This window comes from Streptomyces sp. NBC_00259 (assembly GCF_036181745.1).
Lineage (GTDB): Bacteria > Actinomycetota > Actinomycetes > Streptomycetales > Streptomycetaceae > Streptomyces > Streptomyces pratisoli.
Genome location: NZ_CP108080.1, coordinates 1,074,823 through 1,101,558 on the forward strand (window position 1 = coordinate 1,074,823; position 26,736 = coordinate 1,101,558).

The window sequence follows — 26,736 nt, forward strand, 5'->3', positions numbered from 1 at the left end:
CGGCAGTGTGTGCGCATCTGTGCGGTTGAGCGCTCGTCCATTGACCGCCTGGTGGTGGTGACCCAACATCTCCACCGGGCCGGAGCGCTCTCCGGCTGCCCACGGCCGCGGTGGGCATCAACGGTGGCGCCGGGCGGAGCAGCGTTCCGTTCTCCGGTTGTACGTCCGCGTATCAGACAGGGACCGCCGTCCATTTTCCCGGGACGGCTGTCCTTGGGGCACCCCTCGACTCCCCTCACCCGGAGAGGTCATCACTCCATGACAGAACTCAATCGCCGCAGGTTCCTGCAGATCGCCGGGGGTACCGCCGCTGCCGCGATGCTGAACGAGAGCATCGCGCGGGCCGCCGCCATCCGGGCCGAGGTGTCCAGCGGCACGATCCAGGACGTCGAGCACATCGTCGTCCTCATGCAGGAGAACCGGTCGTTCGACCAGTACTTCGGGGCGATGAAGGGCGTACGGGGCTTCGGAGACCCGCGGCCGGTCCTCCAGGACAACGGCAAGTCGGTCTTCTACCAGTCCAACGGAACGAAGGACATCCTCCCCTTCAACCCGCAGGTCAGCAATCTGGGCCTGCAGTTCGTCGAGGGGCTCAACCACGACTGGGCCGGGGGCCACCAGGCGTACAACAACGGCAAGTACGACAAGTGGGTGCCGGCCAAGACCGCCACGACCATGGCGTACATGAGCCGGAAGGACATCCCGTTCCACTACGCCCTCGCCGACGCCTTCACCGTGTGCGACGCCTACCACTGCTCCTTCATCGGCGCCACGGACCCGAACCGCTACTACATGTGGTCCGGCCATACCGGCAACGACGGCACCGGAGGCGGCCCGGTCCTCGACAACAAGGAGGCCGGGTACGGCTGGAAGACGTACCCCGAGCGCCTGGAGGCCGCCGGAGTGTCGTGGAAGGTCTACCAGGACATAGGCGACGGCCTCGACGCCGCCGGCTCCTGGGGCTGGATCAACGACGCCTTCCGCGGCAACTACGGCGACAACTCGCTGCTGTACTTCAACAGTTACCGCAATGCCCAACCCGGCAGCCCGCTGTACGAGAAGGCTCGCACCGGCACCGACGTCAAGGCGGGCGGCGGCTACTTCGACCGCCTGCGCGCCGACGTGGCGAGCGGCAGTCTGCCGCAGGTCTCCTGGATCGCCGCACCGGAGGCCTTCAGCGAGCACCCGAACTGGCCCGTGAACTTCGGCGCCTGGTACATCTCCCAGGTCCTGAACGCGCTGACCTCCAACCCCGCGGTATGGGCGAAGACGGCGCTCTTCATCACCTACGACGAGAACGACGGCTTCTTCGACCACGTGGTTCCCCCGTACCCGCCGGCATCCGCCGCGTGGGGCCTGTCGACGGCGGACGTCTCGAAGGACCTGTACCCCGGTGGCAGCGGCTTCGCGGCCGGACCCTACGGCCTCGGCCCGCGCGTCCCGATGATCGTGGTCTCCCCGTGGAGCAAGGGCGGCTACGTCTGCTCCGAGACCTTCGACCACACCTCGATCATCCGCTTCATGGAGAAGCGCTTCGGGGTGCAGGAGCCCAACATCTCCCCGTGGCGCCGCGCGGTGTGCGGCGACCTGACCTCGGCCTTCGACTTCAGCCGTGCGGACGCCTCCCCCGCCGCCCTCCCGTCGACCGCCGGCTACGTCCCGCCGGACCACGACCGCCACCCGTCCTACCATCCGGTGACGCCGGCCACGGGCACCCTGCCGAAGCAGGAAGCCGGCTCCAAGCCGACCCGGCCCCTCGGCTACAGCCCCTACGCCGACGGGACGCGCAACGTCACCACGGGCAAGTTCACCCTGACCTTCTCCAGCGGGCCCGCCCTCGGCGCCCACTTCCACATCACCTCGGGCAACCGCACGGACGGCCCCTGGCCCTACACCGTCGAGGCGGGCAAGACGCTCTCCGACACCTGGAGCACCAGCGCCGCCACCGGCAACCAGATCAACCTCACCTTGTGGGGCCCCAACGGCTTCCTGCGCACCTGGAAAGGCCCCACGACGCAGGCCGGGCCCGAAGTCACGGCCCGCCACGTCGTCTCCAACGGCAACCTGGCCCTGACCCTGACCAACCCCGGCACGGCCGCGGTCAACCTCACCGTGTCCAACGCCTACGGCGGCACCGCCCAGACCGTCAAGGTCAACCCCGGCGCCACCGTCTCCCACACGGTGAACCTGCTCTCCACGGGCCGCTGGTACGACGTGAAGGTCGTCTCCGACGCGGACACGACCTTCCTGCGCCGCTTCGCCGGCCATGTGGAAACGGGGGCTCCGGGCGTCTCCGACCCGGCGATCAAGACCGTCTGACCGGGTGGGTCCCTCAGGGGACGAGGCAGCCGCGTTCGCCCGCCCGTCGGCCCTCGACGCCCCGCTCTGCAAGCGGCGCGACGCGGTGGAACAGCGCCCCTTCGCGATCCTGCTGGGCACGCAGGGCCTGATCGCATTCCCGACCGGACTCACGCACGGTCGTGCGCATGTGTGGCACCACACCACGCCGCGCTACTTGTGCGGGTCCCGGAAGCGGCCGAACGCCTTCGTGAGGGCGCTCAGCGGCGAGCCGTCCGCCTTGGCCTGCCCCGGCACGGCGGGCCGGGGCACGCCGTCGCCTCCGGTCACCTCGGCCAGCGCGGCCTGCGCCGCCTCGGCCGCCTCTCGGTACAGGTCACGGGAGTTCGTCATGGCGTCGAGCGCCTCGGCGTACTTGGTGACCATCCCCCGGGCGTGGACCAGCTCCTCGTCCGGGGTGAGCAGGTGCCAGCCCTGGCGCAGCCTCGTCAGGGCCCGCTCGGCGTCGGCCGGCAGCGGCCGCGGCAGTACGGCGAACTCCTTCACCCTGTCGATGAGTTCGGTCGGTTCCGAGCCGTCCAGGAAGACACTGCGCACCGTGAAGCGGTCCGCGTCATAATCCGGACCCTGCGGCGCCGTGGGCAGGACGACGGCGCCGCCGCGCGGCATCCGCACGCTCAGCTCCCGCTTCATCGCGTAGTCGACGATCTGCGCCTGCTCGGGCGTACCCCGGTGCTCGACCACCCTGTGCCGCAGGCTCGGCGGCAGGAACGCCGAGATCGGCTGCTGCCCCCTCACGTCCGGCGTCATCGCCTCGTGCACCACGACATGGATGAACCAGCTGTCCCGGGCGCAGTCGCGCAGCCGCCGGCGCAGCTCGTCGTCGTCCTTCGGCAGGTGGTTCGTCGTCCGCAGGCGCACGCCCGGCACCGTGTCGTGATCCCACGCGACCCGGTCGCTGTCGGGCCAGAACATGGTGGCGGGCGAGGGCCAGTGCGCGGCCCACGCCCGCTCCGCCTTCGCGGCGAGGACCCAGGTGACGCCCTCACTGTCCTTGCGGCGGGCCTCGGGGTCGTACGTGGTCAGCTGTGCGCGCACCATGACGTCGTCGTCCACGCGCCAGCGGGCCTCGAAGAGGCGGCGGGCCGCCGGGCCGGGGTCCGCGGACTCGTCCCGCGGGTACAGGACGGTGGAACGGGCCGCCTCGACGGGGTCGAGGTCCCGGAAGTCGTCGAGCACCCCGGCCGACGCGAGAGCGATCAGGTTGCGCCGGACGTCCTGCTCGGGCTCGGGCCCGAGGTGGCGCCCGCGCCCCAGCCACACGGTGTCGGGGACGGTGGTCGAGGAGCTGCTGTTCTTGGCCATGGAGTCGTTCTGTGGGTGATCGGAGCCCGACCAGTATGGTCCATGGGCCTGGCGAGGGAAGCAGTACCCCGTCAACGGTCGACCACTCCCGACGGGCCGTACGCGGAGTTCGATGGGATGCCTTGGAACGATCCTGCACGAGCCCGGCCGGTGAAGCGCCGCGCCACGCCTTCGGCTCAGGAAGTTCACTGCAGTCGGAAGCCGGTGCACTCGGTGAGTCCGCGAGTGCCGCGGCCCGCGTTGACGGCGGTCATGAAGAGGCCGACGTCCTGTGTCCCTGCCGCGCCCGGCACCGAGCACCGTCCGACGGGGCAGGAATTCCGGTCGTGGTCGTTCGGTCATGAGCAGCCTTCTCCTTCGACTCGTGCGGGAGGCGGGAGGCGGGAGGCGGGAGGCGGGACAGGCTTCACCGTGGACCCGCCCAGGAGAACGCGGCGGCAAGGGTGGTGCGGCCCACGGCTGACGAATGATCAGCTTGCCTGTGACGAGCCGGAATCAGGTGCGTCACGCGAAGGCTCGCCACCGGGACACCCCGCCGACGGCATCGGGTGCCGGAGCGGATTAGTGCAGAGGGAGCATGGCTCCGGCCACTCCGCCCCGTCAAGGAGGTAAGCGAAGTCTCTTGAATAACCCCACGAGTCACATGCCACGGTGACCATAGGCGTCCGTTGACGCTCCGTGGTGGTTATGCAAGTCTCCTTCTTCGATGGGGCTTTGAGACGGGCTGATGGAGGTCGTGCACGTGGCCAGTGCGATCCGGGGGAAGGACCTGGCCGGTCTGCGGAAGATCAACGCCGCCGTGGTGCTCCGCGCGCTGCACGCCCGCAGCCCGCAGACGCTCAGCCAGCTGACCGCGGTCACGGGTCTGTCCCGGCCCACGGTCGAGGGCCTGGTGGAGACACTGTCCGCCCTCGGGTGGGTGGCCGGGACCGAGGAGAGCCCTTCGGGAAGGGCCGGCGGCAGGCCTGCCCGCTCCTTCCGGTTCCGGGCCGAGGCGGGCGTGGTCGTCGGAGTGGACATCGGCCTGCACAAGATCGTGCTACAGCTGTCCGACCTGGCGGGCGGCACCCTCGCCCGTGCACGGGAGGACACCGATCCGGAGATGACGGGGTGGGCGCGCCTGGAGTTCCTGCGCGCACGCCTGGCGAGCTTTCTGTCCGAACACGCCGTGAGCGCCGACCGGTTGCTGGCGATCGCCGTCGGCGTTCCCGGCATGGTCGACGCGACGGGCAGGGTCAGGTCACAGGTGATCCCGGACTGGAACGACGTCGACCTCGCCCGGCGGCTCGCGGACGCGTTCCCCTGCAGGATCCTTGTGGAGAACGATGCCAATCTGGCCGTCGTCGCCGAGCACTGGCGGGGCTCCGCCGCGTTGGTGGACGACATCGTCTGCATCCTCGCCGGCCGCCGGATCGCCGCCGGGCTTCTGCTGTCGGGGCGCCTGCACCGAGGGCGGCGTGGCGGCGCGGGCGAGATGAGCACGCTCCCCCACCTCGGTCTGGGGCCGGCTCACAAGTCCCTGAACTGGAACGGTGAGCGCCGGCCCGGCGAATCGGATATCGAGGCGCTCACCCGCGCGGTCGCGGACAAGGATCCGGAGGCCCTTTCGGCCATCGACGACTTCGCACGGCGGCTGGCTCCGGCGATCGCGGCTCTGATTCTGGCGGTCGACCCGGACCTCGTGGTTCTCGCCGGCGGGATCAGCCCGCTGGCCAACGCCATGATCCCCTCACTGACCGAGCAGCTCGGCCACATCACCCAGCACGTGCCGCGCGTGACCGTCAGCGTGCTCGGCGACGACGTGGTGGCCTGCGGCGCCGCACGCATCGCCCTGGACGCCGTGAACGGTGAGCTCCTGGACGACCCGGGATCCCTGCGTCCCCTGCACTGATGCACGGCCTGTCCCTGCCAGGGGCCGCAGGCGACACGTACGTCTTCACCCTCCCTTCTCGACGCGCTGCGACAGAAAGAGCGACGGATGTCCGACGCAACAACACTGCTGGTGGTCGGCGCGGGTGACCGCGGAACCGGTCACGCCCGCTACGCCCTGCGCCATCCCGGCCGCGCACGGGTCGTGGCCGTGGCCGAGCCGGTACGCGTACGGCGCGAGCGGTTCGCCGCCGAGCACGGCCTCGCCGCCGCCGACACCATGACGGACTGGCGCCGGGCGGCGGAGCGGGGCCGGATCGCGGACGCGGTCCTGCTCTGCACTCTGGACCGCGACCATCTGGAGCCCGCACTGGCGTTCGCCGCGCAGGGCTACGACATCATGCTGGAGAAGCCGATGGCCTTGGACGAGGCGTCCTGCCGCGCCATCGTCGCCGCCGTCGAGAAGGCCGGAGTGATCCTGGCCGTCGGCCACGTCCTGCGCTACACCCCGTACACCAGGGCCCTGAAGGGCGTCCTCGACGAGGGCCGGATCGGAGACGTCGTCAGTGTCCAGCACCTGGAACCGGTCGGGCACTGGCACCAGGCGCATTCGTACGTCCGCGGCAACTGGCGGCGTACGGACGAGGCCACGTCGATGCTGATGGCGAAGTCCTGCCACGACCTGGACTGGCTGCAGTACATCGTCGGGGAGCCGCCGGCCCGCGTCTCCAGCTTCGGCCGCCTCACGCACTTCACACCCGCCAACCGCCCTCGGGACGCCGCCGACCGCTGCGTGGAGTGCCCCGTACGCGGCGGGTGCGCCTTCGACGCGGTACGGCTCTACGGCGACCGGCTCACCGCCGGCGACCACGGCTGGCCGCTGTCCGTCGTGCTCGACACCTTCACCGAGCAGGCCCTGGACGACGCCCTGCGCACCGGCCCGTACGGCCGCTGCGTGTACGCCTGCGACAACGACGTCGTCGACCACCAGGTCGTCGCCATGGAGTTCGCCGGTGGTGCCACCGCCACCTTCACCATGACCGGCTTCACGGAGATGGCCGACCGCCGCACCCAGATCTTCGGCACCCGCGGCGAGATCCGCGGCGACGGCCGCATGCTGCGCATCCACGACTTCCGCACAGGCACCACCGAGGAGATCGACACCGTCCCCACCGGGGACATGTCCGCCGCCGGCGGTCACGGCGGCGGCGACGAGGGCCTGATGGACGCCTTCGTCGCGGCGGTCGCCGCCCAGGACCCCTCGCTCGTCCTGTCCGGTCCGCGGGAGTCACTGCTCAGTCACCTGTCCGTCCTCGGCGCGGAGCACGCGCGTCACACAGGCACCGTCGTCGACGTGGCCCTCACCTCCTGAGCCCAGGCCGCGCCTGAGTTCAGCCCTCCACTGCGAGCACAGCGTGCTCGTCCGCGGCATCAGCAGGGCGGTCCTGCCTGCACGCAGTGGGTGCTGGCGACGGGATCGGTGTAGTCGAGGGTGATCTGCTGCCAGGCGTGGTGGAACGTCAGGTCGGTGACGGCGAGCAGGCGGCCCCGCTGGTCACGCAGGTACCGGCGCACGGTCAGCTCAGGGCTGGTCGCGGAGCCCGGCCGCGTGTCGTGACGGGTGAGCGTGATCGTCTCCCTGACGGCCGGACGGAATCCGGCACGGACGGTCCACTGATGGAACAGCCGCAGATCGGGGTCGGTCACCGGCAGCCGGGGCATGTAGCGGGAGAGTTCCGGAACCTCCATCACGGCCATGGGCGTGAAGCGGGTGACGGCCTCGTGCATCGGCTCGCCCGAGACGGTGACGGCCCGCTGATGGTGCACCAGAGCCGGCCGGACGGGCGCGATGCCGAGCACACCGGCCATGGCCGCGGACACCGGTGCGCTGAACAGACGCCCCTGGATCAGACAGTCGGCGACATCGACGGGGAAGACCGGCACGGCCTGCTCCGCCTCCGTGAACGCCGCGCGGGCGACATGGGACGCGGCGGAGTCCGCTCCGGACGCGGCGACGGCCCCGGCCACGTACGTGCCCCGGCGGTCCGTCACCACGAGCCCTTTGTCCCGCAGGCGTTGAAGCGCGGCTCTGACGGTGTACCTGTTCACGCTGAACCGGGCGGTGAGTATCCGCTCGGGAGGCAGCTTGGTGTGCGAGGGCATACGGCCTGCCGCGATCTCACCCTCAAGGTGTGCGGAGATGCGCAGATAGGCCGGAACGGCATCACGCTGACGGCGCGATGGGGACACGAGAATTCACCTCACGGAATGTGACGGTCCGAGCGCAGTGCGGCATCAAGCTAGCATTGGTCTACACCTCTAAGCCAAGCCGGGACCCGGCCATCCCACAAGCTGAAACAAGCCGTCATCACTGCGGTAACCCTGTCCGGTGGGGCGTCGGGGCTCGTGGTGCAATACCGCTCATGGCGACACTTCTTGACAAGGCACGGATGTTCCGCGCTCTGCATGTGCCGGGCAGTCCGCTGATCCTTCCCAACGCGTAGGACGCGGCGTCCGCGCGCGTGGTGGCCCAGGCAGGTGCTCGCGCGCTCGCGACCACCAGCGCCGGCGTCGCGTGGTCACTCGGGTACGGCGACGGCGACCATCTCAGCCGCGACCAGGCACTGCGCGCGATCTCCAGGATCACGGCCGCGGTCGATGCACCGGTCACCGCCGACGTCGAGCGCGGCTACGCGACCTCAGGACACTCGTGGACTCCGCGCCCCTGCCGGTGAACGTCCTGACCGGCCCCGGTGCGCTGCCCGCGTCCGAGCTCGCCGGGACGGGAGTCGCCCGCATCAGCGCGGGGTCCTCCATCGCCGAGGCGGCGTACGGACTGGTCCGGCGCGCCGCCCGCGAACTGCTGTCCCAGGGCACGACGGACACGCTGCAGGGTGGATTCGACTACGCCACCCTCAACACCCTCCTCCTGGCCGAACCCGCACGCTGAGACGCCGGCAGGCCCACACATGCACGGCCCGAGGCTCCCGCGCGGCCTCGGGCCGGTGAGGATGTGCCGGTCACCCGCTTGCGTCTGCTGACGTGCCGACAGCTTCTCCGCACAGCAGGCTCGTGTGCAGCACCGGGGATCACCTCTCGCGATCGGCACGGTCCGCGCCTGACCTGACAGGCGAGCCTGCCCGAGGGCGCAGGGCTCGGCTGTACGGCTGACGACTTACGAGAGAGGAACGGGATGTCGCACAACAGCGGCAGGACCCGCTGGAGGCGCTTCGCACTCGTCATGGTGCCGAGCCTGCTGGTCACCGCGGCCCTTGGTCTCACCATGGCGCAGGGGGCTCTTGCCGCGTCGTTCCTCATCTCCGGCCAGAAGTTCAAGCTCTCCGCCGACAGGCTGGCCGCCCGGGGACTCAGCATCTACGGCATGGTGGACAGGACCAGGAAGGGTGACCTCGTGCCCGTCGTGGTCACTGGGGCCAAGCACGTGAAGATCGACGGACTCTGCCAGTCCGTGGTGGTCCCGGTTCCCGTCCTCGGCCCCTACACGCTCAGGCTCACGGCCGCGGAGCAGGGCGGCCAGGCGGTGGCGAAGGACTTCTATGTCGACGCGACGACCCTCGAAGCCGATCAGGCATCGCTCTCCGACCTCGACATCGGCATCGCGGCGGGCTCGCTCACGGAGGGGGAGATCAACCGAGGCGATCGTAAGTCGCCCTTCTTCAACCCCGACGGCATCGCCCAGCAGGCCGAGGAGGTCGTCCTCACCGACGTGCAGTACCGGGCCGTCGCGGTCTCGGCCGCCACCCTCAGCGCCCCCGACCTCGAGCTGAGGCTCAAGCAGGGCCTTCACGAGTGTTTCTGACCTCGTCCACCGGTGCCGGGGCGGACGCTCCGTACCCACTCGCCGTAGGTCCCGCCCGTCCCGCTCCACCACAGGGAAGTCCCGCGTGATCAAGGAACCGTCCGGCGCCCGCCCGCAATCGTCCGGCGCCCTCCCGGAACTGCGCCGCAGATGCGCCGAAGCCCTCCGGGGATTCAGGACCTGGAGAGGGGAACGCCCCTTCTGGGCGGGCCTCTTCACCCACGCGGCCGGGGTGCCCATCCTCTACTTCGCCTACGTGAACCTCAGCCTGGCAGGCATTCCTCTGGCGCTCTCCACCTCGGCCGGGGCAGGGTCCCTGATCATCGGGGTCCTGCTCATCGTCCTGGGCCTCACCCTCTGGTTCCACCAGGAGGTACGTGTCTTCGCCGGGGCGGCGGCCCTCCTGCTCGCCCTCGTCTCCTTCCCCGTCGCCAACCTCGGGGGGCTTCTGCTCGGACTGCTCTCCGGACTCATCGGCGGATCCCTGGCCTGCGCCTGGACCCCGCCGAGCACCGCCGCCCAGCCGCAGCCCACGGCACGTCCCGAAACCTCCTGAGTCGCTCCGCGGTGGGAGTCCGGCTCCACGGTGGGTCACACCGGCGGGTCCGTCGTGGGACGGTGTCCGGTGACGGTGGAGGAGGGCAGGCGGCCGGCCGTCGCCTTGCCGGTCATCCGGTCGCCGTCGACGGTGACGTCGAAGGTCAGGTTCAGCCGCATCGGCTTGGTGACCGACTGAGCCCAGGTCAGGCGCTCGCCCTCCTGGGTGAGGGCGGTGAGGGCGGTCTCCAGGCCGTGCCGCTCGTCGCGCGCGACACCCGACAGTGCGCCCTGCTCGGCGGTCAGGACGAGGACGACGCGCTGCTTGCCGATGGGCGTGGCGATGACCAGGTTCCAGGTGCCCTCGACGGGGTTCGGGGCCATGCTCAGACCTCCACCGTCAGCTCGGCTCCGGTCCCGCGCCACACCGTGCCACGGCGTTCGTAGGCGATGAGTTTCTCCACCGCGTGGGCCACGCGCGGGCCGAGCTCGCGCTCGAGCAGGTAGAGCGCCACGTCCAGGCCCGAGGTCACGCTCGCGCCGGTCACCAGGTCGCCGTCGTCGACCACGCGGGCGTCCACCGCGACGGTTCCGGTGGCCGCGAGCAGGTCCCTGCCCATGTGGTGGGTCGTGGCGGGGCGGCCCTCGATGAGTCCGGCCATCGCCAGCACGAGCGAGCCGCCGCAGACGGTGGCCACGGTCAGCCCCGGCCGGTCCAGGGACTCCTTGAGCAGGGCGGGCAGCGGGGTGTCGAGCGTGCGGGCGAGGACGGCGGGGATGCTGTCGTCGGCCGGCTCGTTCCCGTCGGGCAGCCTCCCGAGCGCGCCGGGCACCACCACCAGGTCCGCGTGCTGCGGTCTCAGCGCGGCCGTGGCGCGCAAGGACAGTCCGCCGAGTCCGCTGGGCACCTGGCGCGGACCCTCGGCGGAGACGAACTCCGCCTCTATCCCGTTCCGGGTGACCATTCCGCTCGCGGACAGCACCTCGTACGGTGCGACGGCGTCCAACGGGTCGAACCCGTCGAACAGAACCACCTGGGCGATCATGTCGATCCTTCCTCCTGGCTTGTGGCGACCAGCGGTCGGTGAATCGACGGTAGCCAGGCCCCCGCGATCATGAACATAGGCCGGGTTGCCATGGGTCAAATGATTCTCGCCAACCCGTTTGACCGGGCATGATGCCCGCATTACCTGGTCGGATAGGCCGGCCGGAACCATGCGCTCGGGGCTGTCGGGATCCGCTGGTCAGCAGCCCGCAGCCGGGGCGTCCATGACGTACGTACGGTGATCGTCGGCCTGGCCGACGCCGGGGAACGAGGCGATTACTTTGTGGCTTTCCGGCGTGGCCGTTGAACGTGGTGGCGCCGGGTCCCGTAGAACAACACGAGCGGCCCAGGACGGGGGCCGACTGTGGAAAGAGGGAGCCGGCATGACGGGAACGCAGGGACCGGCGCGCGCCGTGGCGCGCCGCACCGTCTTCACGGCGGCGGGCGGCGCCGGACTGGCCGCGGCGCTGACGGCGTGCGGTGGATCGGACAGCTCGGGCAGCGTGGCCGAGACGCCGGCGGACGGCGGTACGACAGGCGGTACGACAGGCGGGTCCACCGGTGGGTCGACCGGTGGGAGCACCGGCGGAACGACGGGCGGCGCCGGCGGCAAGGTCCTCGGCAGCACCGCGGACATCCCGGAGGGTGGCGGCAAGGTCTTCGGCGATGTCGTGGTGACCCAGCCGAAGGCCGGTGAGTTCAAGGCGTTCTCGTCGAGGTGCACCCATCAGGGCTGCGCGGTCAAGGACGTCTCCGACGGCATGATCAACTGCGCTTGTCACAACAGCATGTTCGACGCGACGGACGGCAGCGTGAAGGGCGGACCGGCGACGTCGCCGCTGCCGGCCGCGTCGATCGTCGTGGAGGGCGACTCGATCAAGCTCGCTTGATCGAGTCGGTCCGCGCCCGACCGCGTCGGACCGGGCCGGAACGTACGGCATAGGACCGGATCGGACCGGAGCCGACCGGGTCGGACCGGAGCGAGCACCCGGCCTCTTCACGACCTCGCGGCTCGGCGCGGGCCCTTCCAGCACGCGAGCACGTCGTCCGTGGCGGTGATGGTGGCGACGAGAGCGAGCGTGTTCCTGATCATCGCGGGGGTGTACTCGGGGGGCACCCCCGCGATGGCGTCCGCGGGGACGACCGCGGTGTAACCGAGGTTGACGGCGTCGAAGACGGCGTTCGGTATCGCCACATTGGCCGAGACACCCGTGATGACCAGGGTGCGGCAGCCCAGATTGCGCAGGAGCGCGTCGACGTCCGTGCCCGCGATCGGCGACAGGCCGTGCATTCTGCGGACGACGATGTCCTCGTCCGCGACCTCGATCGGCTCGGCGATACGGACCGCCTTGCTGCCGGAGTGCTGCTGCACGGGCAGCCGCGCGGCCGCCCTGAAGAGGCGGGCGTTGTGGTTGGCACCGCGTCCGTCGGGGCGGCGCTCCGCCACCGCGTGCATGACCTGCACACCGGCCTCGTGGGCGACGGCGACGAGCCGCCCCACATTCTCCAGCGCCCCGGACGACCGTGCCTGCGCGGCGAGTTCCGGCAGGGCGCTGTCCCTGCCCACGACACCCTGCTGGCACTCGACGGTCAGCAGGACCGTGCCGGCCGGGTCGAGCTGCTGCATCAGCTGTTCGTACGAGGGCATCGCTGCGCCCCTCTCGTCGATGCGTGTCACGGGGTGACCGGGCGCGCGACGCTAACCGCCATTGCGCCACGAGGGAAGAGCCCTCATGCTTTCTGACACCTAGTCATCTAACGGGAAGGGGCCTCGGATGGCCGTCACTCAGCGCCGGGGCCGCCGGATCATGATGGCGCCGGAGGAACTGGACACGTTCCTCGCCGAGCAGCGCACCTGCCGGGTGGCGACGGTGTCGGCCGACGGGCGGCCCCATGTCAGCGCCCTCTGGTTCGTCTGGGACGGAACGTCCCTGTGGCTCTACTCGATCACCCGCAGCCGCCGCTGGGCGGAACTGCGCCGCGATCCGCGGATCGCGGTGGTGGTGGACGCCGGCGAGGACTACGGCGAGCTGCGTGGCGTGGAGCTCTCCGGCACGGCGGTCTTCGTCGGCGAGTCCCCGCGGACCGGCGAGCCCTGCCCGGAACTCGAGGCGCCCGAGCGTCTGTTCGCCGGCAAGAACTTCGGCCTGGACACGATGCCGCACGACGGCCGCCACGCATGGGTCCGGCTGACGCCGGACGCGATCGCGTCGTGGGACTTCCGCAAACTCGGCAACTCCTGAACCCGGCTGAACCCGGCTACTGTCCAAGCGCGCCGGTCCGGGGGCGCCGACGCACGAGCGCCGTTACGGGCCGCCGACGCCCAGAGCGCGTCAGGCGGACGCCGCCGCGACCCGCAGCGCGCCCACCGCCGCGCGGATCGACGGCCGCCTGTCGGCATCGGTGCGCCAGATCGCGTAGATGTGCCGGAGCGTCTTCTGCCGTACGGGGACGAGCCTGACGCCGTCCGGCACCGGCCCCCGCCCCAGTCGCGGCGTCACACAGACGCCGAATCCCGCCGCGATCAGGGCCAGCTGGGTGTGGTGCTCGCCCGCCATGTGGGCGATGCGCGGCTCGATCCCCTTCGCGCGCAGGGTGAACATCAGCCACTCGTAGCAGAATTCGCCCTCGGGCCAGGACACCCACTCGTCGTTCGCGAAGTCCTCGAGGTCCACCTCCGCGCGGCCCGCGAGCGGGTGGTCCGCCGGCATCGCCACATCGGCCGCGTCGTCCATGAGCTGTTCCCGCGCCAGCCCGCCCGGCACCGGCAGCCGCTTGTTGCTCCAGTCCAGCGCGACCGCGAGATCGAGGTCACCCCGGATGACGTGGCGTACGGCGTGCTCGGGCTCCAGCTCGCTGGTGCGCACGCGCAGTTCGGGATGGTCGGTCCGCAGGGCCGCGAGCGCCGCGGGGAAGAGACCGCGCGCGGCCGTCGGGAACGCCCCGACCCGCACCTCGCCGACGACCTGTCCGCGCTGCGCCTCGATATCGGCCTGGGCCAGCTCCACCTGGGAAAGGATGCGCGCGGCATGGTCGGCGAGCAGTCGTCCGGCGTCGGTGAGCCGCACTCCGCGCCCGTACTTGGCCAGCAGCTGCTGGCCCACCTCACGCTCCAGCTTCGCCATCTGCTGGGACACGGCCGAGGTCGTGACATGCAGCCCGTCCGCCGCGGCGCTGACCGAACCGTGCCGGGCCAGCGCGTCGAGGGTCCGCAGGCGCTCCAGGTTCAACATGTAAGCAATGCTAAGCGAATCCTTCAAAGAAGTCTCGCTTGTTCTACGAGAATACGGGCTCCAGAGTGGACGGCATGAGCACCGTCACGCCGCCGTCGCCCAGGCCCGCTTCCACCCCGAGTCCCCCTCCTGCTTCCACCCCCACCGCCGCGCCGCCCCCCACCGCCCGCAAGCCCGCCCTCGACTGGCGCATCAGGTTCGCCGTGCTCGCCCTGATCTGGGGCTTCAGCTTTCTGCTCATCAAGGTCGGAACGGAGGGCTACGCACCCTTCCAGGTGACCCTCGGCCGGCTGCTCTTCGGTACGGCGGTGCTCGCCGCGGCCATGGCGGTCAAGCGCGAGCGACTGCCGCGCGGAGCGCGCACCTGGGCGCATCTCACCGTCGCCGCCTTCTTCCTCAACGCGCTTCCGTTCTCGCTCTTCGCCTACGCCGAGCTGACGATCCCCTCGACCCTGGCCGGGATCTGCAACGCCACGTCCCCGCTCTGGGGCATGGCGCTGTCCCTCGTGGCACTGTCCGAGGACCGGCCCACCCGTCGCCGCGTGGCCGGCCTCGGGATCGGGTTCATCGGCGTGCTCACCGTGCTGGGCGCCTGGCAGGGCTTCTCCGGGCTCGATGTCGGGGGTACCGCGTTGGCACTGCTCGCGTCGCTGAGCTACCCGGTCGGCTGGATCTACGTCCGCCGTACGCTCGCGGGCTCCCCCCACTCGAACCTGTCGCTGACCGGGGCCCAGTTGCTGCTCGCCACGCTCCAACTGGCGGTGGTGACCCCGGTGTTCACCACGCTGCCGAGTGCGTTCCCGGTGGTTCCGCTGCTCGCCATGGTCGCCCTCGGCGCGCTGGGGACGGGTTTCGCGATGCTTCTGCAGTACGGGCTGGTCGCCGAGGTCGGGCCCACGACCGCGACGATGGTCACGTACTTCATCCCGGTCATCGCCACGGCAGCCGGCGTGACACTGCTCGGCGAGCAGCTCGGCTGGAACACCCCGGTCGGCGCCCTGGTCGTACTGGCGGGCGCCGCGCTCACCCAGAGCAGGCCGAGGGCGAGGACGAGTCTCGCGCGGGCGGATCGCCCCGACGGTCAGCCGTAACTGCGCGGGCGCACCGGGCCGGCCGCCGAGGCCACCGCTTCGGCGAGCCGGCCGATGTCGTCCGCGGTCAGGCCGGACACCGTGAGGCGCACGCCCGGCGGCGAGGAGATTCTGAAGCGCGCCCCGGGAGCGACCGCCCATCCCGCGTGCAGCAGGCGTGCCACCGTTCCGGTCTCGTCCGCCACGTGCACCCACACGTTCATCCCGCTACGGCCCCGCGCCTCGACGCCTCGCCCGGCCAACGCCCGCAGCAGCGCGTCCCGCCGCTCGCCGTAGGCACGCGCCACCGCCGCGGGGTCGACGGCGCCCGACGTCCACAGCTCCACGACGGCCCGCTGGGTGAGCCGGCTGACCCAGCCCGGACCGAGGCTCTGCCGCCCCTGGACCCGGTCGACGGTGACCTCGTCCCCGGTGAGCACGGCGAGCCGCAGATCCGGTCCGTACGCCTTGGCCACGGAGCGTACGAGCACCCAGTGGTCCGTGACCCCGGCGAGGGGGTGCAGCGGCTGGTCCACGATCGCGTGGCCGTGGTCGTCCTCGATCAGCAGGGTCCGCGGATACCGGGCGAGCACGTCGCGCAGCTCTCGCGCTCGCGCACGGGAAATGACGGCGCCGGTGGGATTCTGCGCGCGGTCGGTGACGATCAGGGCCCTGGCTCCGCGGCCGAGCACCCGGTCCACCTCCTCGGGGCGCGGTCCGTCGTCGTCGAGGGCGACGGGTACGGGCCGCAGTCCGAGGGCGGGGATCAGGTCCAGCAGGCTCCCCCAGCCCGGGTCCTCGACGGCGACGGCGTCACCGGGCCTGAGGTGGGCGCCGAGCACCCGCTCGATGGCGTCGAGCGATCCGGAGGTGACGGCGATCGGCCCGTCGGGCACCCCGTCCGCGTCCAGCCCGGCGCGGGCGAGCCGCGCCAGCTCCGGGTCCACGGGCGCCTGCCCGTAGAGCACGGGCCGGTCGTCGTGGTGCCGTGCCGCAGCCGCGAAGGCGTGGTGCAGCGGGGGCAGCAGAGCGGTGTCCGGGTTGCCCTCGGAGATCTGCCGCACGCCCGGCGGGGCATCGATCCGCAGCGAGCCGCGGGCCGTGCTGGCCGGCCGCTCCCGCACCCGGCTGCCCCTGCGCCCGGACGTCTCGATCACCCCACGGTCGCGCAGGGTCCGGTACGCGGCCGCGACGGTGTTCGGATTGACACCCAGCTCGCTCGCCAACTCCCTCATGGGCGGCAGCAGTTGGCCCGGGGCGAGGTCCCCGGCCCCGATTCCGCGCTCGACGCTCGCGGCAATCTCCGATGCGCGACGACCCGTGATTCGATACTCTCCTAGCACAAAACACATTATGCACTAGTGCAATGGAGATCAGCAATGGCCCCGCTGCAGGAGAACCCCTCCTACCGGACGACCGAACGGACCGTCCCCACGCGTTCGCGCGACCGCGCCTCCTACGACCGCGACCTGGTGCACTCGATACTCGACGAGGCGTACGTCTGCCATCTCGGCTTCGTCCGCGACGGGGCACCGGTCGTGCTGCCCACCCTCTACGGGCGGGTCGGCGACACGCTGTACGTGCACGGATCGACCGGCTCCCGGCCGCTGCGCATGGCCGGCCAGGCAGACCCGGGACTCGACGTCTGTCTGACGGTCACCCATGTCGACGGGCTGGTTCTGGCACGCTCCGCCTTCCATCACTCGATCAACTACCGCTCTGTCGTGGTCCACGGCACCGCCCGCCAGGTGACCGACCCCGAGGAGAAGCGCTCGGCGCTCGACGCCCTGGTGGACCATGTGGTGCCCGGCCGCTCGCGCGACTCCCGCCCGGCCGACGCCAAGGAACTGGCCGCGACGGCCGTGCTCCGCCTCGACTTGGACGAGGTCTCCGCGAAGGTCCGCACGGGCGGACCGAGCGACGATCCCGAGGACCTGTCCCTGCCGTACTGGACGGGCGTGGTCCCGCTGGTCCACGGCCACGGCACCCCGGTTCCCGCGGACGACCTGGACCCGTCGGTGGCACTGCCCGAGTACCTCTCGGCTCCGTAGGGCGCGTTCGCGACACGGGCGAGCGAGCGAACGGGCGGGCCGGCGCGGTCGCACCGGCCCGCCCGCCGCTGTTGGGCCAGGTCAGGTCAGGTCAGGTCAGGTCAGGTCAGGTCAGGTCAGGTCAGGTCAGGTCAGGTCAGGTCAGGTCAGGCAGATCGGATCAGGTCGAGCCGGGTCAGGTCAGCGCGTGCGCCGCTCTGCGCCGGTTCGCCGCCAGCCGGGCCTCCTGCCAGGCCAGGCCGACGACCGCGGCGAGCAGTACCACCGTTCCCGCCACGGTCGCGGCGGTCAGCCGCTCGTTCAGCGCGGTCACCGCGAGCACCGCCGCGCTGACCGGCTCCAGCAGCATGATCACCGACACCGTCGCGGCCCGGACGACCGCCGCACCCGCGAAGTACAGCGCGTACGCGAGCGCCGTGGGAACGGCGGCGACGTACACCAACAGCCACAGCACCCGCGCCGGTTCCGCGGTGTGCGGCAGCAGCCCTTCCATGAGCGCGAGCGGCAGCAGCCCGACCGCTCCGACCACGAACGTCCACATGGTCGTGGACAGCGCGTCGGCACCGCGTCCGTCCCGTCCCAGCCACCGGGTGAGCAGGGTGATGGCCGCGTAGCCCGCGGCCGACAGAACGGCCAGCGCCACGCCGGCCGGCCGCACCGTGCCGCCCTCACCGCCGAGCACCAGCACGACCAGGCCCGTGAGCGCGCCGAGGACCGCGGCGATCCCGCCACCGCCGAGTCGCTCCCCCATCGTGAGCCTGGCGCCGAGGGCGATCAGGACGGGTCCCGCACCCAGGGTGACGACGGTGCCGACCGCGAGGCCGGTCTGGTCGACCGCGGCGAAGTAGGCGCTCTGAAACACGGTCAGCCCGATGCCGGTGCCGAGGATGCGCAGCAGTCGGCGACGGCGTGGCTCGGACGGTGTCGCCGGGGTGCGCTCGCGCAGCGCGAGCGCACCGGCCAGCAGCAGCATTCCGCCGAGGCAGCGCCAGAACGACAGGGCGAGCGGGCCCAGATCACTGACCTCGAAGACCAGCGAGGCGGCCGCCCCCGCGGTCCCCCAGGCCACACCGGCCACGACGAGATAGATAAGGCTGCGTCCGACGGGCAGGCCGGAAGCGACAGCCGAAGAAGCGTTCGACACGTGAAGACTCCACTGAGTGTCCGGGGCGTTCCCCGGTGGCCCTCCCACTGAGGGTGTGGGGCATCCCCACGACGGGCCGTTGAAGACAGGGCAGTTGGCCGCTGGGCTCCGCACGCGGGCAGCGACGAAACGTCCGGGGGACACGACACCCCGGATCCGGTCTTCGTCAGCGGAGAGCCGCCCGCGCTATGCGGCGGGCGGCGGAAGTACGGTCAAACGCATGATCAACACCCTAGGCCGTGGCCCGTCCGGCCGACAAGTCACTGTCGTCCACCGCCGGAACCGGCCCGGGGCCGCCTGCCACCGGCCCCGATGCCGCCTTGGGGGTGGAGGACTGGGCGATGAAGGCACCCACCAGGACCACCGCACCGCCGAAGATCTGCGGCGCGGACAGGTGCTCGCCCAGGAGCACCCAGGCCAGCACGGTCGCTATGACCGCCTCCAGACATGCGACCACCCCCGCCACCTGCGGTGAGAGCCTGCGTACGGAGACGACACCGGTCACGTAGGCGACGACCGTGGCGATCAGCACGATCCAGCCCAGCAGCAGAGCCGCCGGAACCGCTGCCCCGCTCATCGCGGCGGTGCCGCCGAGCAACTCCCAGTCCATCTCCCACGGACGCGCGACGGCGGTCAGCACCAGGGCGCCGATGAGCAGCCCGTACGCGATCACGCCGAGCGGGTCCGGGGCGTCGTCACCGGTGCCACCCTGGTCGGACAGGACGAAGTAGCCGACCTGGCAGCAGGCCGCCCCCAGGGCCAGCAGCAGTCCGATCACGTCGAAGCTCACTCCCGACCAGACCTCGACCACGCAGGCGAGACCGCCGACGGCGAGGACCACACCGGCCGCGGCGGCCCGGGTGACCGGTCGGCGCTGGACGAAGCGGACCCAGGCGAGGACCAGCGCGGGAGCCAGGTACTCGATCAGCAGGGCGACCCCGACGGGGATACGGGAGATCGCGGCGAAGTAGCAGGCCTGAACACCGGCGACGGCCAGCAGCCCGAAGCCGGCGAGCAGCGCCGGCTTGCGTATCAGCAGGTCGCGGTGGCGCCAGGCGAGCGGAAGCATGACGAGGGCGGCACCTGCCACCCGGAGCCACACCACATGCAGCGGGTCGAGTCCCGCCTCGATGAGCGGCTTGGCCGCCACACCTGAACCACCGAATGCGAACGCCGAGGCCAGGGCGAGTCCCAGGCCGGCGCTCCTTCCCTGAGACGCGTGCATCGGCACATCATGGCAGCCCGCGTCAGGAGCGTCACATCCGTCACACCTGTTGAGACAGCTCGCCGATGCGGCCCGCCAGCCGCGCGGTGTCGACTCCCGCGTGCTCCAGCACGTCGACCGCCCGGCAGTCACGGTCCGCGGCGAGGGCGGCGAGCAGATCGAGACCGGCGGCGCGTGTCTCCCCGCGGCGCCCGGCCCGCGCCAGCGCGTCCTCCATGGCGGCCGCCGCCGACGGCGACCAGCCCGCCTGATCGGGGTCACCGGCCACGGGGAGCGTCCCGGAGTCCTCGACCGTCGCCTGCCACCGCAGCCCGTATCCGATGCTGCGCTGCACGAGATAGCCGAGCACCCGCGCGAGCTGACCGGCGCCGGCGAAGGCCATGCGCACTTCCGGGTCGGACTCGATCAGCGAGTGCAGCAGGTGGGCCGTGTCGATCTGGCGGTCACCGTCCCGCAGCGCGCGCCGACGCGCACCCGCGACGGCCGAAGCCAGTTCCTCGGTGAGTCCGGCGTCGGTCCCGGCGCGGGTGGGTACGGGCTGCTGGGGTACCCGCGGGACAGGGAATTGCACGCTTCCACCTCATCAGTCCCGCTCGGCAGGAACATCGCCACGCGGGAGCATCTGGGCATCCCGCAGAAGTTGGGCACGCAAGTCCCCACCTCCTCCTCATGGAGGAGACCCATCGAGATCTGACACTTCATCAGTATTGAATGTTCGAGGTCACACGGCTACGTTCCGCGACACCGGAACCGGATCGGCACCGGAACCCGATGAAGAAGGGGTGGTCGTATGGCCGAGGTCAGCGCGGAGGCACGCATCGAGGCGCCCGCCGGAAAGGTGTGGGCCCAGCTGACGGACTTCGCTTCGTACGGCCAGTGGAACGCCACCCACACCAGCTTCCCGCAGGGCGGCCCGGAGACGCTCGAGGCCGGTGCGACGTTCGCCGAGAACATGAAGCTGATGGGCTTTCCCGCAGAGGTGAACTGGACCGTGGAGGAACTGGAGCCGGAGCGGGTCTTCGCCATCAAGGGCAAGGGGCCGATGGGCGTCCTCGTCGGCAACCGCTACACACTCACCCCGGACGGCGACGCCACCACGGTCCGGATCGACGGGGAGTTCACGGGCGCGGCCGTCTCACTGATGGCGGGCAAGCTCAAGGATTCGGCGACCGCCGCCCTGAACGAGTCCCTGCGCAAGCTGGGCGGACTGGTCGGCTGACCTCCGGACACGAGCGAAGGGCCCCGCTCGGTGCGGGGCCCTTCGCCGTGGCGGCCGCCGGTGCGCCGGCGACCGGTGCTCGTGGGTCTCGTCGGTCAATGCATGCCTGCCGGTCAATGCCTGTCGGTCAGTGCTCGTCGGCCAGGATCAGATACAGCTTCTTACGGGCCTCGTTGATCACCGAGATCGCCTTCTGGCGCTGCTCGGGCGTGCCGGTCTTCCAGACCTGGCCGAACGCCTCCATGAGCCCGAATCCCGCCTGCCGTATCTCGTTCATGGCATCCCAGTCGATACCCCGGCCGGCTTCCTCCCACGGGGCGTCCGGAACCGAGTCGGCCTCGGCGCGACCGGTGTCGGTGAGCGTGAACAGCTTCTTGCCGCCGTCGCTCTCACTGGTGATCAGGCCCTCGTCCTCCAGCAGCTGGAGCGTGGGATAGACCGAGCCCGGGCTGGGCTTCCAGGCCCCACCGCTGCGCTCGCCGATCTCCTGGATCATCTCGTAACCGTGCATCGGACGGTCCTTCAGCAGGGCCAGGATCGAGGCCCGCACATCACCGCGGCGCGCCCTTCCCCGGCCTCGGCCGCGTCCGCCGCCACCGCCGGCCCACGGGGGTCCGCCGAATCCCGGCCCGAACGGGCCGAAGGCGGCTCGGCGCCCCTCGTACTCACCACGGCCTTCACCCCGACCGTGATGACCGGGTCCGCAGTTGCCCTGCCCCGGCCCGGGTCCATGCCCGTGTCCATGTGAACGCATCGCTACGCTCCCTCCATCGTTGATCTGTCGCGATGGCTCAACGATATATCGGAACAGGTCGCTCGGCAACCATCGATCGGTCCAGTGCCTGGAGATTGGCCTTGGCCTGCGGCTTCCCGGCCCCCCTACGGTCGGCGGCATGCGGATTCGAATCGTCGACGCGTTCACCGACCGGCCCTTCGCGGGCAACCCCGCCGGAGTGCTGCTTCTCGACACCGGCGCCTTCCCCGACGACGGCTGGCTCCAGAGCGTGGCGACGGAGATGAACCTCTCCGAGACGGCGTTCGCCCACCGGCTGCCCGCCGACGGCGGGGCGGACTGGGCACTGCGCTGGTTCACCCCGGCCACCGAGGTGGACATGTGCGGGCATGCCACCCTCGCCACGGCGCACGTCCTGCGCGACACGGGCGCCGCGACCGGCACGGTGCGCTTCGCGGCGCGCTGCGGGATCCTCGCCGCGACGACGCACGACGACGGCACGATCACCCTGGACTTCCCGGTGTCGTCGCTGACCCGGGTGGAGGCTCCGGACGGTGTCGCCGAAGCGCTGGGAGCGGCTCCGCTGTCGGTACGTGACACCGCCGAGCACATCGGTGACCTGCTGGTGGAACTGGCCGACGAGGCGACCGTGCGCGGCCTGGCGCCCGACATCCGGGCGCTGGCCGCCCACTCGAAGCGCGGCATCATCGTCACCGCCGCGGCCTCGGCCCCGGAAAGCGGCTACGACTACGTGTCGCGCTGCTTCTTCCCGAACGTCGGCATCGACGAGGACCCCGTCACCGGCAGCGCGCACACCGCGCTCGCCCCGTTCTGGTCGGCCCGCCTGGGCAGCCCGGAGCTGACCGGACTGCAGGCTTCCGCCCGCTCGGGGCTGGTCAGGACGACGCTGCGGGGCGATCGCGTCCTGCTCACCGGGCGCGCGGTGACGGTCGTCGACGGAGAGCTGCTCAGCAAGCCCTGAGGCGCGTGGGTCGGAGCCGGTGCCTCACGCCACGGAGCGGTCCCGGTCCGTGCATCACCGTCACCGGGGTGCCGGTGCATCACCGTCACCGGGGTGCGGCTCGCGGGTCGAGCCCGCCGGTCGCCTCCCGGCTCACCCGGTGGGCAGCCAGCTCACGTTCCCGGCCAGCAGCCCATAACCGACGAAGGCCACGATGTCGAGGAGAGCGTGCGCGGCCACGAGCGGGCCCACCCGGCCCCACCGCCGGTACAGGAGCACGAAGACCACGCCCATCACCATGTTGCCGACGAAGCCGCCGATCCCCTGGTAGAGGTGGTAGGAGCCGCGCAGCACCGAACTGGCGGCGAGGGCCGCCATCGGGCTCCAGCCCAACTGGTCCAGCCGGCGCAGCAGATACCCGACGACGATGACTTCTTCCACCACGGAGTTCTGCACCGCGGAGAGGATCAGCACCGGGTACTTCCACCACACCTCGGGAAGCGCCTCGGGCACCACCGTCAGGTTGCCCCCGGCGGCCCTGACCGCGAGATAGAACGCCAGCCCCGCGCTGCCGATCCCGGCGGCGACCAGCACGCCCCGCCCCAGGTCGGACCATGGGCGGGCCCGGTCGAACCCGATGGCCTTCAGCCCGCCGACGCCCTCGCGCAGCAGCAGGTGGGCGACGAGCGCGACCGGCACCAGGGCCGTCGCGATCCCGAACAGCTGCCAGGCGAGGTCGAGCCAGGGCCGGCCCGGGGCGTACGAGCTGTTGAGCGTGGCCGCCTGGTCCTTGAGGCCGCCCGGCCTCGTCAGCGACCCGATGAAGCTGATCAGCGACGAGAGCGCACTGGCGCCCAGGGAGAGCGCCAGCACCAGCAGGGTCTCGGACCGCAGGGTCCTGCGCGACAAGCCCCCCTCGGGGAGCCATCCGGACACGTGTCCCGCCTCCGCCTGCACAACCGCCTCCTGTTGCCTCGTCCGCCGTCACAGCTTGCCCGACGGCGGCGCGGAGGTCGAAGGCAGGGCCGATCCGGACGGGCGTCAGCGCGCCGGCGCGGACGGCCAGGTGTGCACGGGTTCGCCCAGATGCATCAGTTCGCTGTAGCGGCGTGTGACGGCGGCCAGCGCGGCCTCCCGGTCCATGCCCGACTCCAGCGCCCGGTGAAAGGCGTCCACCTGCCAGGACGCTCCGTTCACCCTGCGTCGGCACCGTCCTTCGATGGCGCCGAGGTAGAAGTCCCGGTCCGCGGGCTCGACGTTCCATGCGTCGAGCCCGGCGGCGGCGAGCGGCAGCAGCTCGTCCCGTACCAGCTTGACGGCGGGTACGCGGGTGAGGCCGCCGCCGCGGCCCGGGCGGGGCCACTGAAGTTCGGCGTCGATGCCGTGACGGCACGCGGTCTCGAAGTTCGCGGCGGCGGTCTCGAAGGGCATCCGGGTCCACAGCGGTCGTGACTCCTCCGCGAGCGCCCGCACGAGTCCGTAGTAGAAGGCCGCGTTGGCCACCACGTCGGTGACGGTCGGCCCGGCCGGGAGCACCCGGTTCTCCACCCGCAGATGCGGCACTCCGTCGGCGAGCCCGTACACGGGCCGGTTCCAGCGGTAGACGGTGCCGTTGTGCAGGACGAGTTCCTGCAGCCTCGGTACGCCGCCGTCGTCGAGCACGCGCAGCGGTTCCTCGTCGTCGCACATCGGCAGCAGCGCCGGGAAGTACCGCAGGTTCTCCTCGAAGAGCTCGTACGCGGAGTCGACCCAGCGTTCGCCGAACCAGGTCCTCGGGCGCACCCCCTGTGCCTGGAGTTCGGGCGGCCGGGTGTCGGTGGCCTGCTGGAACAGCGGCGGCCGGGACTCGCGCCACAGCTCCCTGCCGAACAGGAACGGAGAGTTCGCGCCGACGGCGATCTGCACCGCCGCGATGGCCTGCGCGGCGTTCCAGACCTGGGCGAACCGGCCGGGTGTCACCTGGAGGTGCAACTGCACCGACGTACAGGCCGCCTCGGGCGCGATGGAGGTCGAGGTGCAGTTGAGGCGCTCCACCCCGTCGATGTCGAGGATGAAGTCCTCACCGCGGGCCGCGACGATCTGATCGTTCAGCAGGGCGTAGCGGTCGACCTCCGAGAGATTCGCGGAGACCAGGTCATTGCTGGAGAGGGTCGGCAGTATTCCGATCATCACGATGCCGGCGTCGACCTCCGCGGCTTTGCGGTGGGCATATCCAAGACCGGTGCGGAGCTCCTCCGCCAGCCGGTCGAGGACCCGGCCGCCCAGCCGGTGGGGAGCTATGTTGACCTCCAGGTTGAACATTCCGAGCTCGGTCTGGAAATCACGGCTGGCAATGCGGTCGAGCACCTGAGCATTCATCATCCTCGGCAGCCCGTCGGGGCCCGCGAGATTCAGCTCTATCTCCAGCCCCATCAGATTCTTGGGTCGATCGAACCTCTTCTCCGCCAGGAGCCTCCCCAGTCCCGCCAGACACTGCTGGAGCTTTCTCCGGTACCGTTGCCGATCGGACAGGTCGAACCCGCCTGCCACGACCTTCTCCCCCATCGAAGCGTCCCTCCTCGAGTGGGCAGCCCCCGGCCCAGCCGCTGATGTCACGGACGATAATGCCCAGACCCGGTGATCCATAACGCCTCGCACGCGACGGCGGACCGCCGGCACGAACCTCCATTCGTGCGGCACATTCCGTAGGCACGGCGCAGTACGCAGTTTCCACTTTCCAGTGAGTGGTGAAAAACTCCGACGAGATTCGGCCGTCCGCCCGTGGGGTAACAGCCCAGGTGACGGCGGTGCGTTCGCAGAGAATCTTGAGGAACTCCCCGTGGCAAAGGCCGGATTCGGCCTTGACTGCAATGCCGGAGACAGGTAGCCGAAACGTTGAGTGAACACGCGTCGTATAAACTCTGCGTACGGGCCGGAGAGTTGGCGCCCGGCCATGGAATTTCGGCCCCCTCTGGCCCACGCTGACAGTGCCGTCCGCACCTCCCTTCGCATCACCCTGTCTCTTGAGTGAGAGGCGACCCACCATGCCGCTGCACGCTCCTCCGGCTCCCGCACCCGCTTTGCGCAGCGTCCTCGCAGCACTCGGTTCCCCCGCCGCAGTCCGCGAGGCCCGCACCCCCGCCCTCCGTTCCGCCCAGGGAGCGGTGAGTGCCGAACTCCCGCTTCCCGTCCATGTGCTGGACCAGGTGGTTCCGCACGCCAATCGCAGGCCACGCACCCGGCTGGCGGGCTGGCGCTTCCTGATCCGTGGCGATGAACGTGCCATCGCCGCCGCGGACACCATGCTGACCCCGGACGGCTGGGCCTTCTCGCACTTCTTCGAAGGCCCGTACATCACGTCGACCGAACGAGCACTCCAACAGGCGGAGGCCCTTCCGGGGAACTATCAGCCACGTCTGCTCTCCGTACCGGAGCTGTACATGCTCACCCTGTGGCTGCACGGAGACTGCGAGGCCGACGCGGCCAAGGGCAGGCCCGCGCCCGCCGACCTGCTGGTGCCCCTGGCCCCCGCCCCGCCCGGCATCGCCGCGCACCGGGCGCACCGGGTCGCCGATCTGCTGCCGGTGCTGACGCTGCGCGTCACCCCCGCGCCACTCCTCGGCTCGCCCGCCTGACCGCCGGAGCATGGTGCCCATGCCCCGTGACCCCAGGTCTCGGGGCATGGGCATGCCCCGTCCGGACTAGCCCGCTCCGGCTACCTGGAACCACCCGAAGGGACGGTGCAGTTGAGCTGAACCGTCCGCGCGGGTGACACGTCATTAAGTGGTAGGACGAGCTGCCGTGAAATACCTGCGGATTGACTCCCGTGGGGCAACACTGGGACCGGACGACAGATACGGGGGGCGGCAATGAGCACCGCACCGAGCCGCAGGACACTCACCACATCGCAGCGAAAGAACCCACCCATGTGCCAGCACCAGCCACCATGCCCGACCGCCGCCTCCGCCGACCGGGAGGCCGCGCGCCTCGTGGCGCACCATCCGGAGCAGGGCTGGAGCCTGCTGTGCAACGGCGTCCTGCTCTTCGAGGACACGGGTGAGCTGCTTCCGGACGGTCGGATCATCGCCCCGCACCGGCCGCTGCGCGTGGTCACGGCCGCCTGAGTCAGTACGGACGAAAGGGCCGGCTCGGAGAACTCCGAACCGGCCCTGACGCATGTCCGGGGG

At 70.9% G+C, this 26,736-nt stretch carries 29 protein-coding genes; 15 read left to right on the top strand and 14 right to left on the bottom strand.

What is annotated here, in order from left to right; genetic code table 11:
• The first annotated feature begins 258 nt into the window (after positions 1-258).
• Positions 259-2,319, top strand: coding sequence for a phosphocholine-specific phospholipase C (locus OG766_RS04795; protein ID WP_266376032.1), 2,061 nt, complete (start codon positions 259-261; stop codon positions 2,317-2,319).
• Between the two features lie 13 nt (positions 2,320-2,332).
• Here OG766_RS04795 and OG766_RS04800 read toward each other — a convergent pair whose 3' ends face one another.
• Together OG766_RS04800 and OG766_RS04805 are read right to left on the bottom strand one after the other, a co-directional pair.
• On the bottom strand, positions 2,333-2,488 hold the full coding sequence (locus OG766_RS04800) for a hypothetical protein (protein ID WP_266376030.1): 156 nt from the start codon (positions 2,486-2,488) through the stop codon (positions 2,333-2,335).
• A 23-nt stretch (positions 2,489-2,511) separates the two neighbouring features.
• A complete protein-coding gene (locus OG766_RS04805) occupies positions 2,512-3,663 on the bottom strand; it encodes a hypothetical protein (protein WP_266376028.1) in 1,152 nt (383 codons plus the stop codon).
• A 742-nt stretch (positions 3,664-4,405) separates the two neighbouring features.
• Here OG766_RS04805 and OG766_RS04810 point away from each other — a divergent pair.
• Positions 4,406-5,554, top strand: a complete 1,149-nt coding sequence (locus tag OG766_RS04810) for an ROK family transcriptional regulator (protein ID WP_328724635.1) — start codon at positions 4,406-4,408, stop codon at positions 5,552-5,554.
• 87 nt (positions 5,555-5,641) lie between these two features.
• Positions 5,642-6,904 (top strand): Gfo/Idh/MocA family protein, encoded by a 1,263-nt coding sequence (locus OG766_RS04815; protein ID WP_266376024.1) that lies wholly within the window; start codon positions 5,642-5,644, stop codon positions 6,902-6,904.
• A gap of 59 nt (positions 6,905-6,963) precedes the next feature.
• Here the strand turns inward: OG766_RS04815 and OG766_RS04820 are convergent, their stop codons facing one another.
• Positions 6,964-7,782 carry a GntR family transcriptional regulator gene (locus tag OG766_RS04820; RefSeq protein WP_266376022.1) on the bottom strand — a complete coding sequence of 273 codons (819 nt, stop codon included), beginning with the start codon at positions 7,780-7,782 and terminating at the stop codon, positions 6,964-6,966.
• Positions 7,783-8,054: 272 nt separating this feature from the next.
• Here OG766_RS04820 and OG766_RS36705 point away from each other — a divergent pair, with 272 nt between their 5' ends.
• The 4 genes from OG766_RS36705 (at position 8,055) to OG766_RS04835 (ending at position 9,908) form a co-directional block, all read left to right on the top strand.
• The gene (locus OG766_RS36705) at positions 8,055-8,267 is read left to right on the top strand and encodes an isocitrate lyase/phosphoenolpyruvate mutase family protein (protein WP_443045443.1); all 213 of its coding nucleotides are present in this window, start codon (positions 8,055-8,057) and stop codon (positions 8,265-8,267) included.
• Positions 8,243-8,482, top strand: a complete 240-nt coding sequence (locus OG766_RS36710; RefSeq protein WP_443045444.1) for an isocitrate lyase/phosphoenolpyruvate mutase family protein — start codon at positions 8,243-8,245, stop codon at positions 8,480-8,482. The genes OG766_RS36705 and OG766_RS36710 overlap by 25 nt, the downstream gene beginning before the upstream one ends.
• A 243-nt stretch (positions 8,483-8,725) precedes the next feature.
• Complete coding sequence (locus OG766_RS04830; protein ID WP_266376020.1) at positions 8,726-9,352, top strand: DUF6230 family protein; 627 nt, start codon at positions 8,726-8,728, stop codon at positions 9,350-9,352.
• Positions 9,353-9,491: 139 nt separating this feature from the next.
• Complete coding sequence (locus OG766_RS04835) at positions 9,492-9,908, top strand: DUF6114 domain-containing protein (RefSeq protein WP_266378256.1); 417 nt, start codon at positions 9,492-9,494, stop codon at positions 9,906-9,908.
• A gap of 35 nt (positions 9,909-9,943) precedes the next feature.
• Here the strand turns inward: OG766_RS04835 and OG766_RS04840 are convergent, their stop codons facing one another.
• Together OG766_RS04840 and OG766_RS04845 are read right to left on the bottom strand one after the other, a co-directional pair.
• Positions 9,944-10,273, bottom strand: a complete 330-nt coding sequence (locus tag OG766_RS04840; RefSeq protein ID WP_266376018.1) for a hypothetical protein — start codon at positions 10,271-10,273, stop codon at positions 9,944-9,946.
• Positions 10,274-10,275: 2 nt separating this feature from the next.
• Entirely contained in the window at positions 10,276-10,935 is a 660-nt protein-coding gene (locus OG766_RS04845; RefSeq protein WP_266376017.1) for a DJ-1/PfpI family protein, read from the bottom strand.
• Between the two features lie 382 nt (positions 10,936-11,317).
• Here OG766_RS04845 and OG766_RS04850 point away from each other — a divergent pair, with 382 nt between their 5' ends.
• Positions 11,318-11,824, top strand: coding sequence for a Rieske (2Fe-2S) protein (locus tag OG766_RS04850; RefSeq protein ID WP_266376015.1), 507 nt, complete (start codon positions 11,318-11,320; stop codon positions 11,822-11,824).
• A gap of 107 nt (positions 11,825-11,931) precedes the next feature.
• Here OG766_RS04850 and OG766_RS04855 read toward each other — a convergent pair whose 3' ends face one another.
• Entirely contained in the window at positions 11,932-12,582 is a 651-nt protein-coding gene (locus OG766_RS04855) for a cysteine hydrolase (RefSeq protein ID WP_266376013.1), read from the bottom strand.
• Between the two features lie 127 nt (positions 12,583-12,709).
• On the opposite strand from OG766_RS04855, the gene OG766_RS04860 reads away from it, so the two are divergent.
• Entirely contained in the window at positions 12,710-13,177 is a 468-nt protein-coding gene (locus OG766_RS04860) for a pyridoxamine 5'-phosphate oxidase family protein (protein ID WP_266376011.1), read from the top strand.
• A gap of 90 nt (positions 13,178-13,267) precedes the next feature.
• Here OG766_RS04860 and OG766_RS04865 read toward each other — a convergent pair whose 3' ends face one another.
• A complete protein-coding gene (locus tag OG766_RS04865; protein WP_266376009.1) occupies positions 13,268-14,167 on the bottom strand; it encodes a LysR family transcriptional regulator in 900 nt (299 codons plus the stop codon).
• A gap of 74 nt (positions 14,168-14,241) precedes the next feature.
• Here OG766_RS04865 and OG766_RS04870 point away from each other — a divergent pair, with 74 nt between their 5' ends.
• Positions 14,242-15,258: a DMT family transporter gene (locus tag OG766_RS04870; protein WP_266376007.1), complete on the top strand. Its 1,017-nt coding sequence runs from the start codon at positions 14,242-14,244 to the stop codon at positions 15,256-15,258.
• Here OG766_RS04870 and OG766_RS04875 read toward each other — a convergent pair.
• On the bottom strand, positions 15,249-16,580 hold the full coding sequence (locus OG766_RS04875; RefSeq protein ID WP_266376005.1) for an aminotransferase class I/II-fold pyridoxal phosphate-dependent enzyme: 1,332 nt from the start codon (positions 16,578-16,580) through the stop codon (positions 15,249-15,251). The genes OG766_RS04870 and OG766_RS04875 overlap by 10 nt on opposite strands.
• 36 nt (positions 16,581-16,616) lie before the next feature.
• Here OG766_RS04875 and OG766_RS04880 point away from each other — a divergent pair, with 36 nt between their 5' ends.
• Positions 16,617-17,288 carry a pyridoxamine 5'-phosphate oxidase family protein gene (locus OG766_RS04880; RefSeq protein WP_266376003.1) on the top strand — a complete coding sequence of 224 codons (672 nt, stop codon included), beginning with the start codon at positions 16,617-16,619 and terminating at the stop codon, positions 17,286-17,288.
• A gap of 175 nt (positions 17,289-17,463) precedes the next feature.
• On the opposite strand, the gene OG766_RS04885 is transcribed toward OG766_RS04880, so the two are convergent.
• The 3 genes from OG766_RS04885 to OG766_RS04895 all read right to left on the bottom strand — a co-directional run bounded on the left by OG766_RS04885 (position 17,464) and on the right by OG766_RS04895 (position 20,228).
• Positions 17,464-18,432, bottom strand: a complete 969-nt coding sequence (locus OG766_RS04885; protein WP_266376002.1) for a DMT family transporter — start codon at positions 18,430-18,432, stop codon at positions 17,464-17,466.
• Positions 18,433-18,664: 232 nt separating this feature from the next.
• On the bottom strand, positions 18,665-19,657 hold the full coding sequence (locus OG766_RS04890; protein ID WP_266376001.1) for an EamA family transporter: 993 nt from the start codon (positions 19,655-19,657) through the stop codon (positions 18,665-18,667).
• Positions 19,658-19,697: 40 nt separating this feature from the next.
• A complete protein-coding gene (locus tag OG766_RS04895; RefSeq protein WP_266376000.1) occupies positions 19,698-20,228 on the bottom strand; it encodes a Clp protease N-terminal domain-containing protein in 531 nt (176 codons plus the stop codon).
• A gap of 219 nt (positions 20,229-20,447) precedes the next feature.
• Between OG766_RS04895 and OG766_RS04900 the strand changes: the two genes are divergently transcribed.
• On the top strand, positions 20,448-20,876 hold the full coding sequence (locus OG766_RS04900) for a type II toxin-antitoxin system Rv0910 family toxin (protein ID WP_266375998.1): 429 nt from the start codon (positions 20,448-20,450) through the stop codon (positions 20,874-20,876).
• Between the two features lie 127 nt (positions 20,877-21,003).
• Here the strand turns inward: OG766_RS04900 and OG766_RS04905 are convergent, their stop codons facing one another.
• Positions 21,004-21,630, bottom strand: coding sequence for a PadR family transcriptional regulator (locus tag OG766_RS04905; RefSeq protein WP_266375996.1), 627 nt, complete (start codon positions 21,628-21,630; stop codon positions 21,004-21,006).
• Positions 21,631-21,769: 139 nt separating this feature from the next.
• On the opposite strand from OG766_RS04905, the gene OG766_RS04910 reads away from it, so the two are divergent.
• Entirely contained in the window at positions 21,770-22,591 is an 822-nt protein-coding gene (locus OG766_RS04910) for a PhzF family phenazine biosynthesis protein (RefSeq protein WP_266375994.1), read from the top strand.
• A 132-nt stretch (positions 22,592-22,723) separates the two neighbouring features.
• On the opposite strand, the gene OG766_RS04915 is transcribed toward OG766_RS04910, so the two are convergent.
• Both OG766_RS04915 and OG766_RS04920 read right to left on the bottom strand, forming a co-directional pair.
• On the bottom strand, positions 22,724-23,527 hold the full coding sequence (locus tag OG766_RS04915) for a CPBP family intramembrane glutamic endopeptidase (protein ID WP_266375992.1): 804 nt from the start codon (positions 23,525-23,527) through the stop codon (positions 22,724-22,726).
• Positions 23,528-23,611: 84 nt separating this feature from the next.
• Positions 23,612-25,114 carry a glutamate-cysteine ligase family protein gene (locus OG766_RS04920; RefSeq protein ID WP_328724636.1) on the bottom strand — a complete coding sequence of 501 codons (1,503 nt, stop codon included), beginning with the start codon at positions 25,112-25,114 and terminating at the stop codon, positions 23,612-23,614.
• A gap of 479 nt (positions 25,115-25,593) precedes the next feature.
• On the opposite strand from OG766_RS04920, the gene OG766_RS04925 reads away from it, so the two are divergent.
• Both OG766_RS04925 and OG766_RS04930 read left to right on the top strand, forming a co-directional pair.
• Positions 25,594-26,184 carry a hypothetical protein gene (locus tag OG766_RS04925; RefSeq protein ID WP_266375988.1) on the top strand — a complete coding sequence of 197 codons (591 nt, stop codon included), beginning with the start codon at positions 25,594-25,596 and terminating at the stop codon, positions 26,182-26,184.
• Positions 26,185-26,475: 291 nt separating this feature from the next.
• A complete protein-coding gene (locus OG766_RS04930; RefSeq protein WP_323137256.1) occupies positions 26,476-26,673 on the top strand; it encodes a DUF5999 family protein in 198 nt (65 codons plus the stop codon).
• Positions 26,674-26,736 lie beyond the last annotated feature (63 nt).

Excerpts from the sequence above, each read along its gene's own strand:
- OG766_RS04800 (WP_266376030.1), bottom strand. The coding sequence starts at position 2,488 with ATGCGCACGACCGTGCGTGAGTCCGGTCGGGAATGCGATCAGGCCCTG.
- OG766_RS04855 (WP_266376013.1), bottom strand. The coding sequence starts at position 12,582 with ATGCCCTCGTACGAACAGCTGATGCAGCAGCTCGACCCGGCCGGCACG.
- OG766_RS04925 (WP_266375988.1), top strand. The coding sequence starts at position 25,594 with ATGCCGCTGCACGCTCCTCCGGCTCCCGCACCCGCTTTGCGCAGCGTC.
- OG766_RS04830 (WP_266376020.1), top strand. The coding sequence starts at position 8,726 with ATGTCGCACAACAGCGGCAGGACCCGCTGGAGGCGCTTCGCACTCGTC.
- OG766_RS04860 (WP_266376011.1), top strand. The coding sequence starts at position 12,710 with ATGGCCGTCACTCAGCGCCGGGGCCGCCGGATCATGATGGCGCCGGAG.
- OG766_RS04850 (WP_266376015.1), top strand. The coding sequence starts at position 11,318 with ATGACGGGAACGCAGGGACCGGCGCGCGCCGTGGCGCGCCGCACCGTC.
- OG766_RS04815 (WP_266376024.1), top strand. The coding sequence starts at position 5,642 with ATGTCCGACGCAACAACACTGCTGGTGGTCGGCGCGGGTGACCGCGGA.
- OG766_RS04805 (WP_266376028.1), bottom strand. The coding sequence starts at position 3,663 with ATGGCCAAGAACAGCAGCTCCTCGACCACCGTCCCCGACACCGTGTGG.
- OG766_RS04840 (WP_266376018.1), bottom strand. The coding sequence starts at position 10,273 with ATGGCCCCGAACCCCGTCGAGGGCACCTGGAACCTGGTCATCGCCACG.
- OG766_RS04845 (WP_266376017.1), bottom strand. The coding sequence starts at position 10,935 with ATGATCGCCCAGGTGGTTCTGTTCGACGGGTTCGACCCGTTGGACGCC.
- OG766_RS04870 (WP_266376007.1), top strand. The coding sequence starts at position 14,242 with ATGAGCACCGTCACGCCGCCGTCGCCCAGGCCCGCTTCCACCCCGAGT.
- OG766_RS04920 (WP_328724636.1), bottom strand. The coding sequence starts at position 25,114 with ATGGGGGAGAAGGTCGTGGCAGGCGGGTTCGACCTGTCCGATCGGCAA.
- OG766_RS04930 (WP_323137256.1), top strand. The coding sequence starts at position 26,476 with ATGTGCCAGCACCAGCCACCATGCCCGACCGCCGCCTCCGCCGACCGG.
- OG766_RS04890 (WP_266376001.1), bottom strand. The coding sequence starts at position 19,657 with ATGCACGCGTCTCAGGGAAGGAGCGCCGGCCTGGGACTCGCCCTGGCC.
- OG766_RS04910 (WP_266375994.1), top strand. The coding sequence starts at position 21,770 with ATGCGGATTCGAATCGTCGACGCGTTCACCGACCGGCCCTTCGCGGGC.
- OG766_RS04900 (WP_266375998.1), top strand. The coding sequence starts at position 20,448 with ATGGCCGAGGTCAGCGCGGAGGCACGCATCGAGGCGCCCGCCGGAAAG.
- OG766_RS04865 (WP_266376009.1), bottom strand. The coding sequence starts at position 14,167 with ATGTTGAACCTGGAGCGCCTGCGGACCCTCGACGCGCTGGCCCGGCAC.
- OG766_RS04795 (WP_266376032.1), top strand. The coding sequence starts at position 259 with ATGACAGAACTCAATCGCCGCAGGTTCCTGCAGATCGCCGGGGGTACC.
- OG766_RS04905 (WP_266375996.1), bottom strand. The coding sequence starts at position 21,630 with ATGCGTTCACATGGACACGGGCATGGACCCGGGCCGGGGCAGGGCAAC.
- OG766_RS04880 (WP_266376003.1), top strand. The coding sequence starts at position 16,617 with ATGGCCCCGCTGCAGGAGAACCCCTCCTACCGGACGACCGAACGGACC.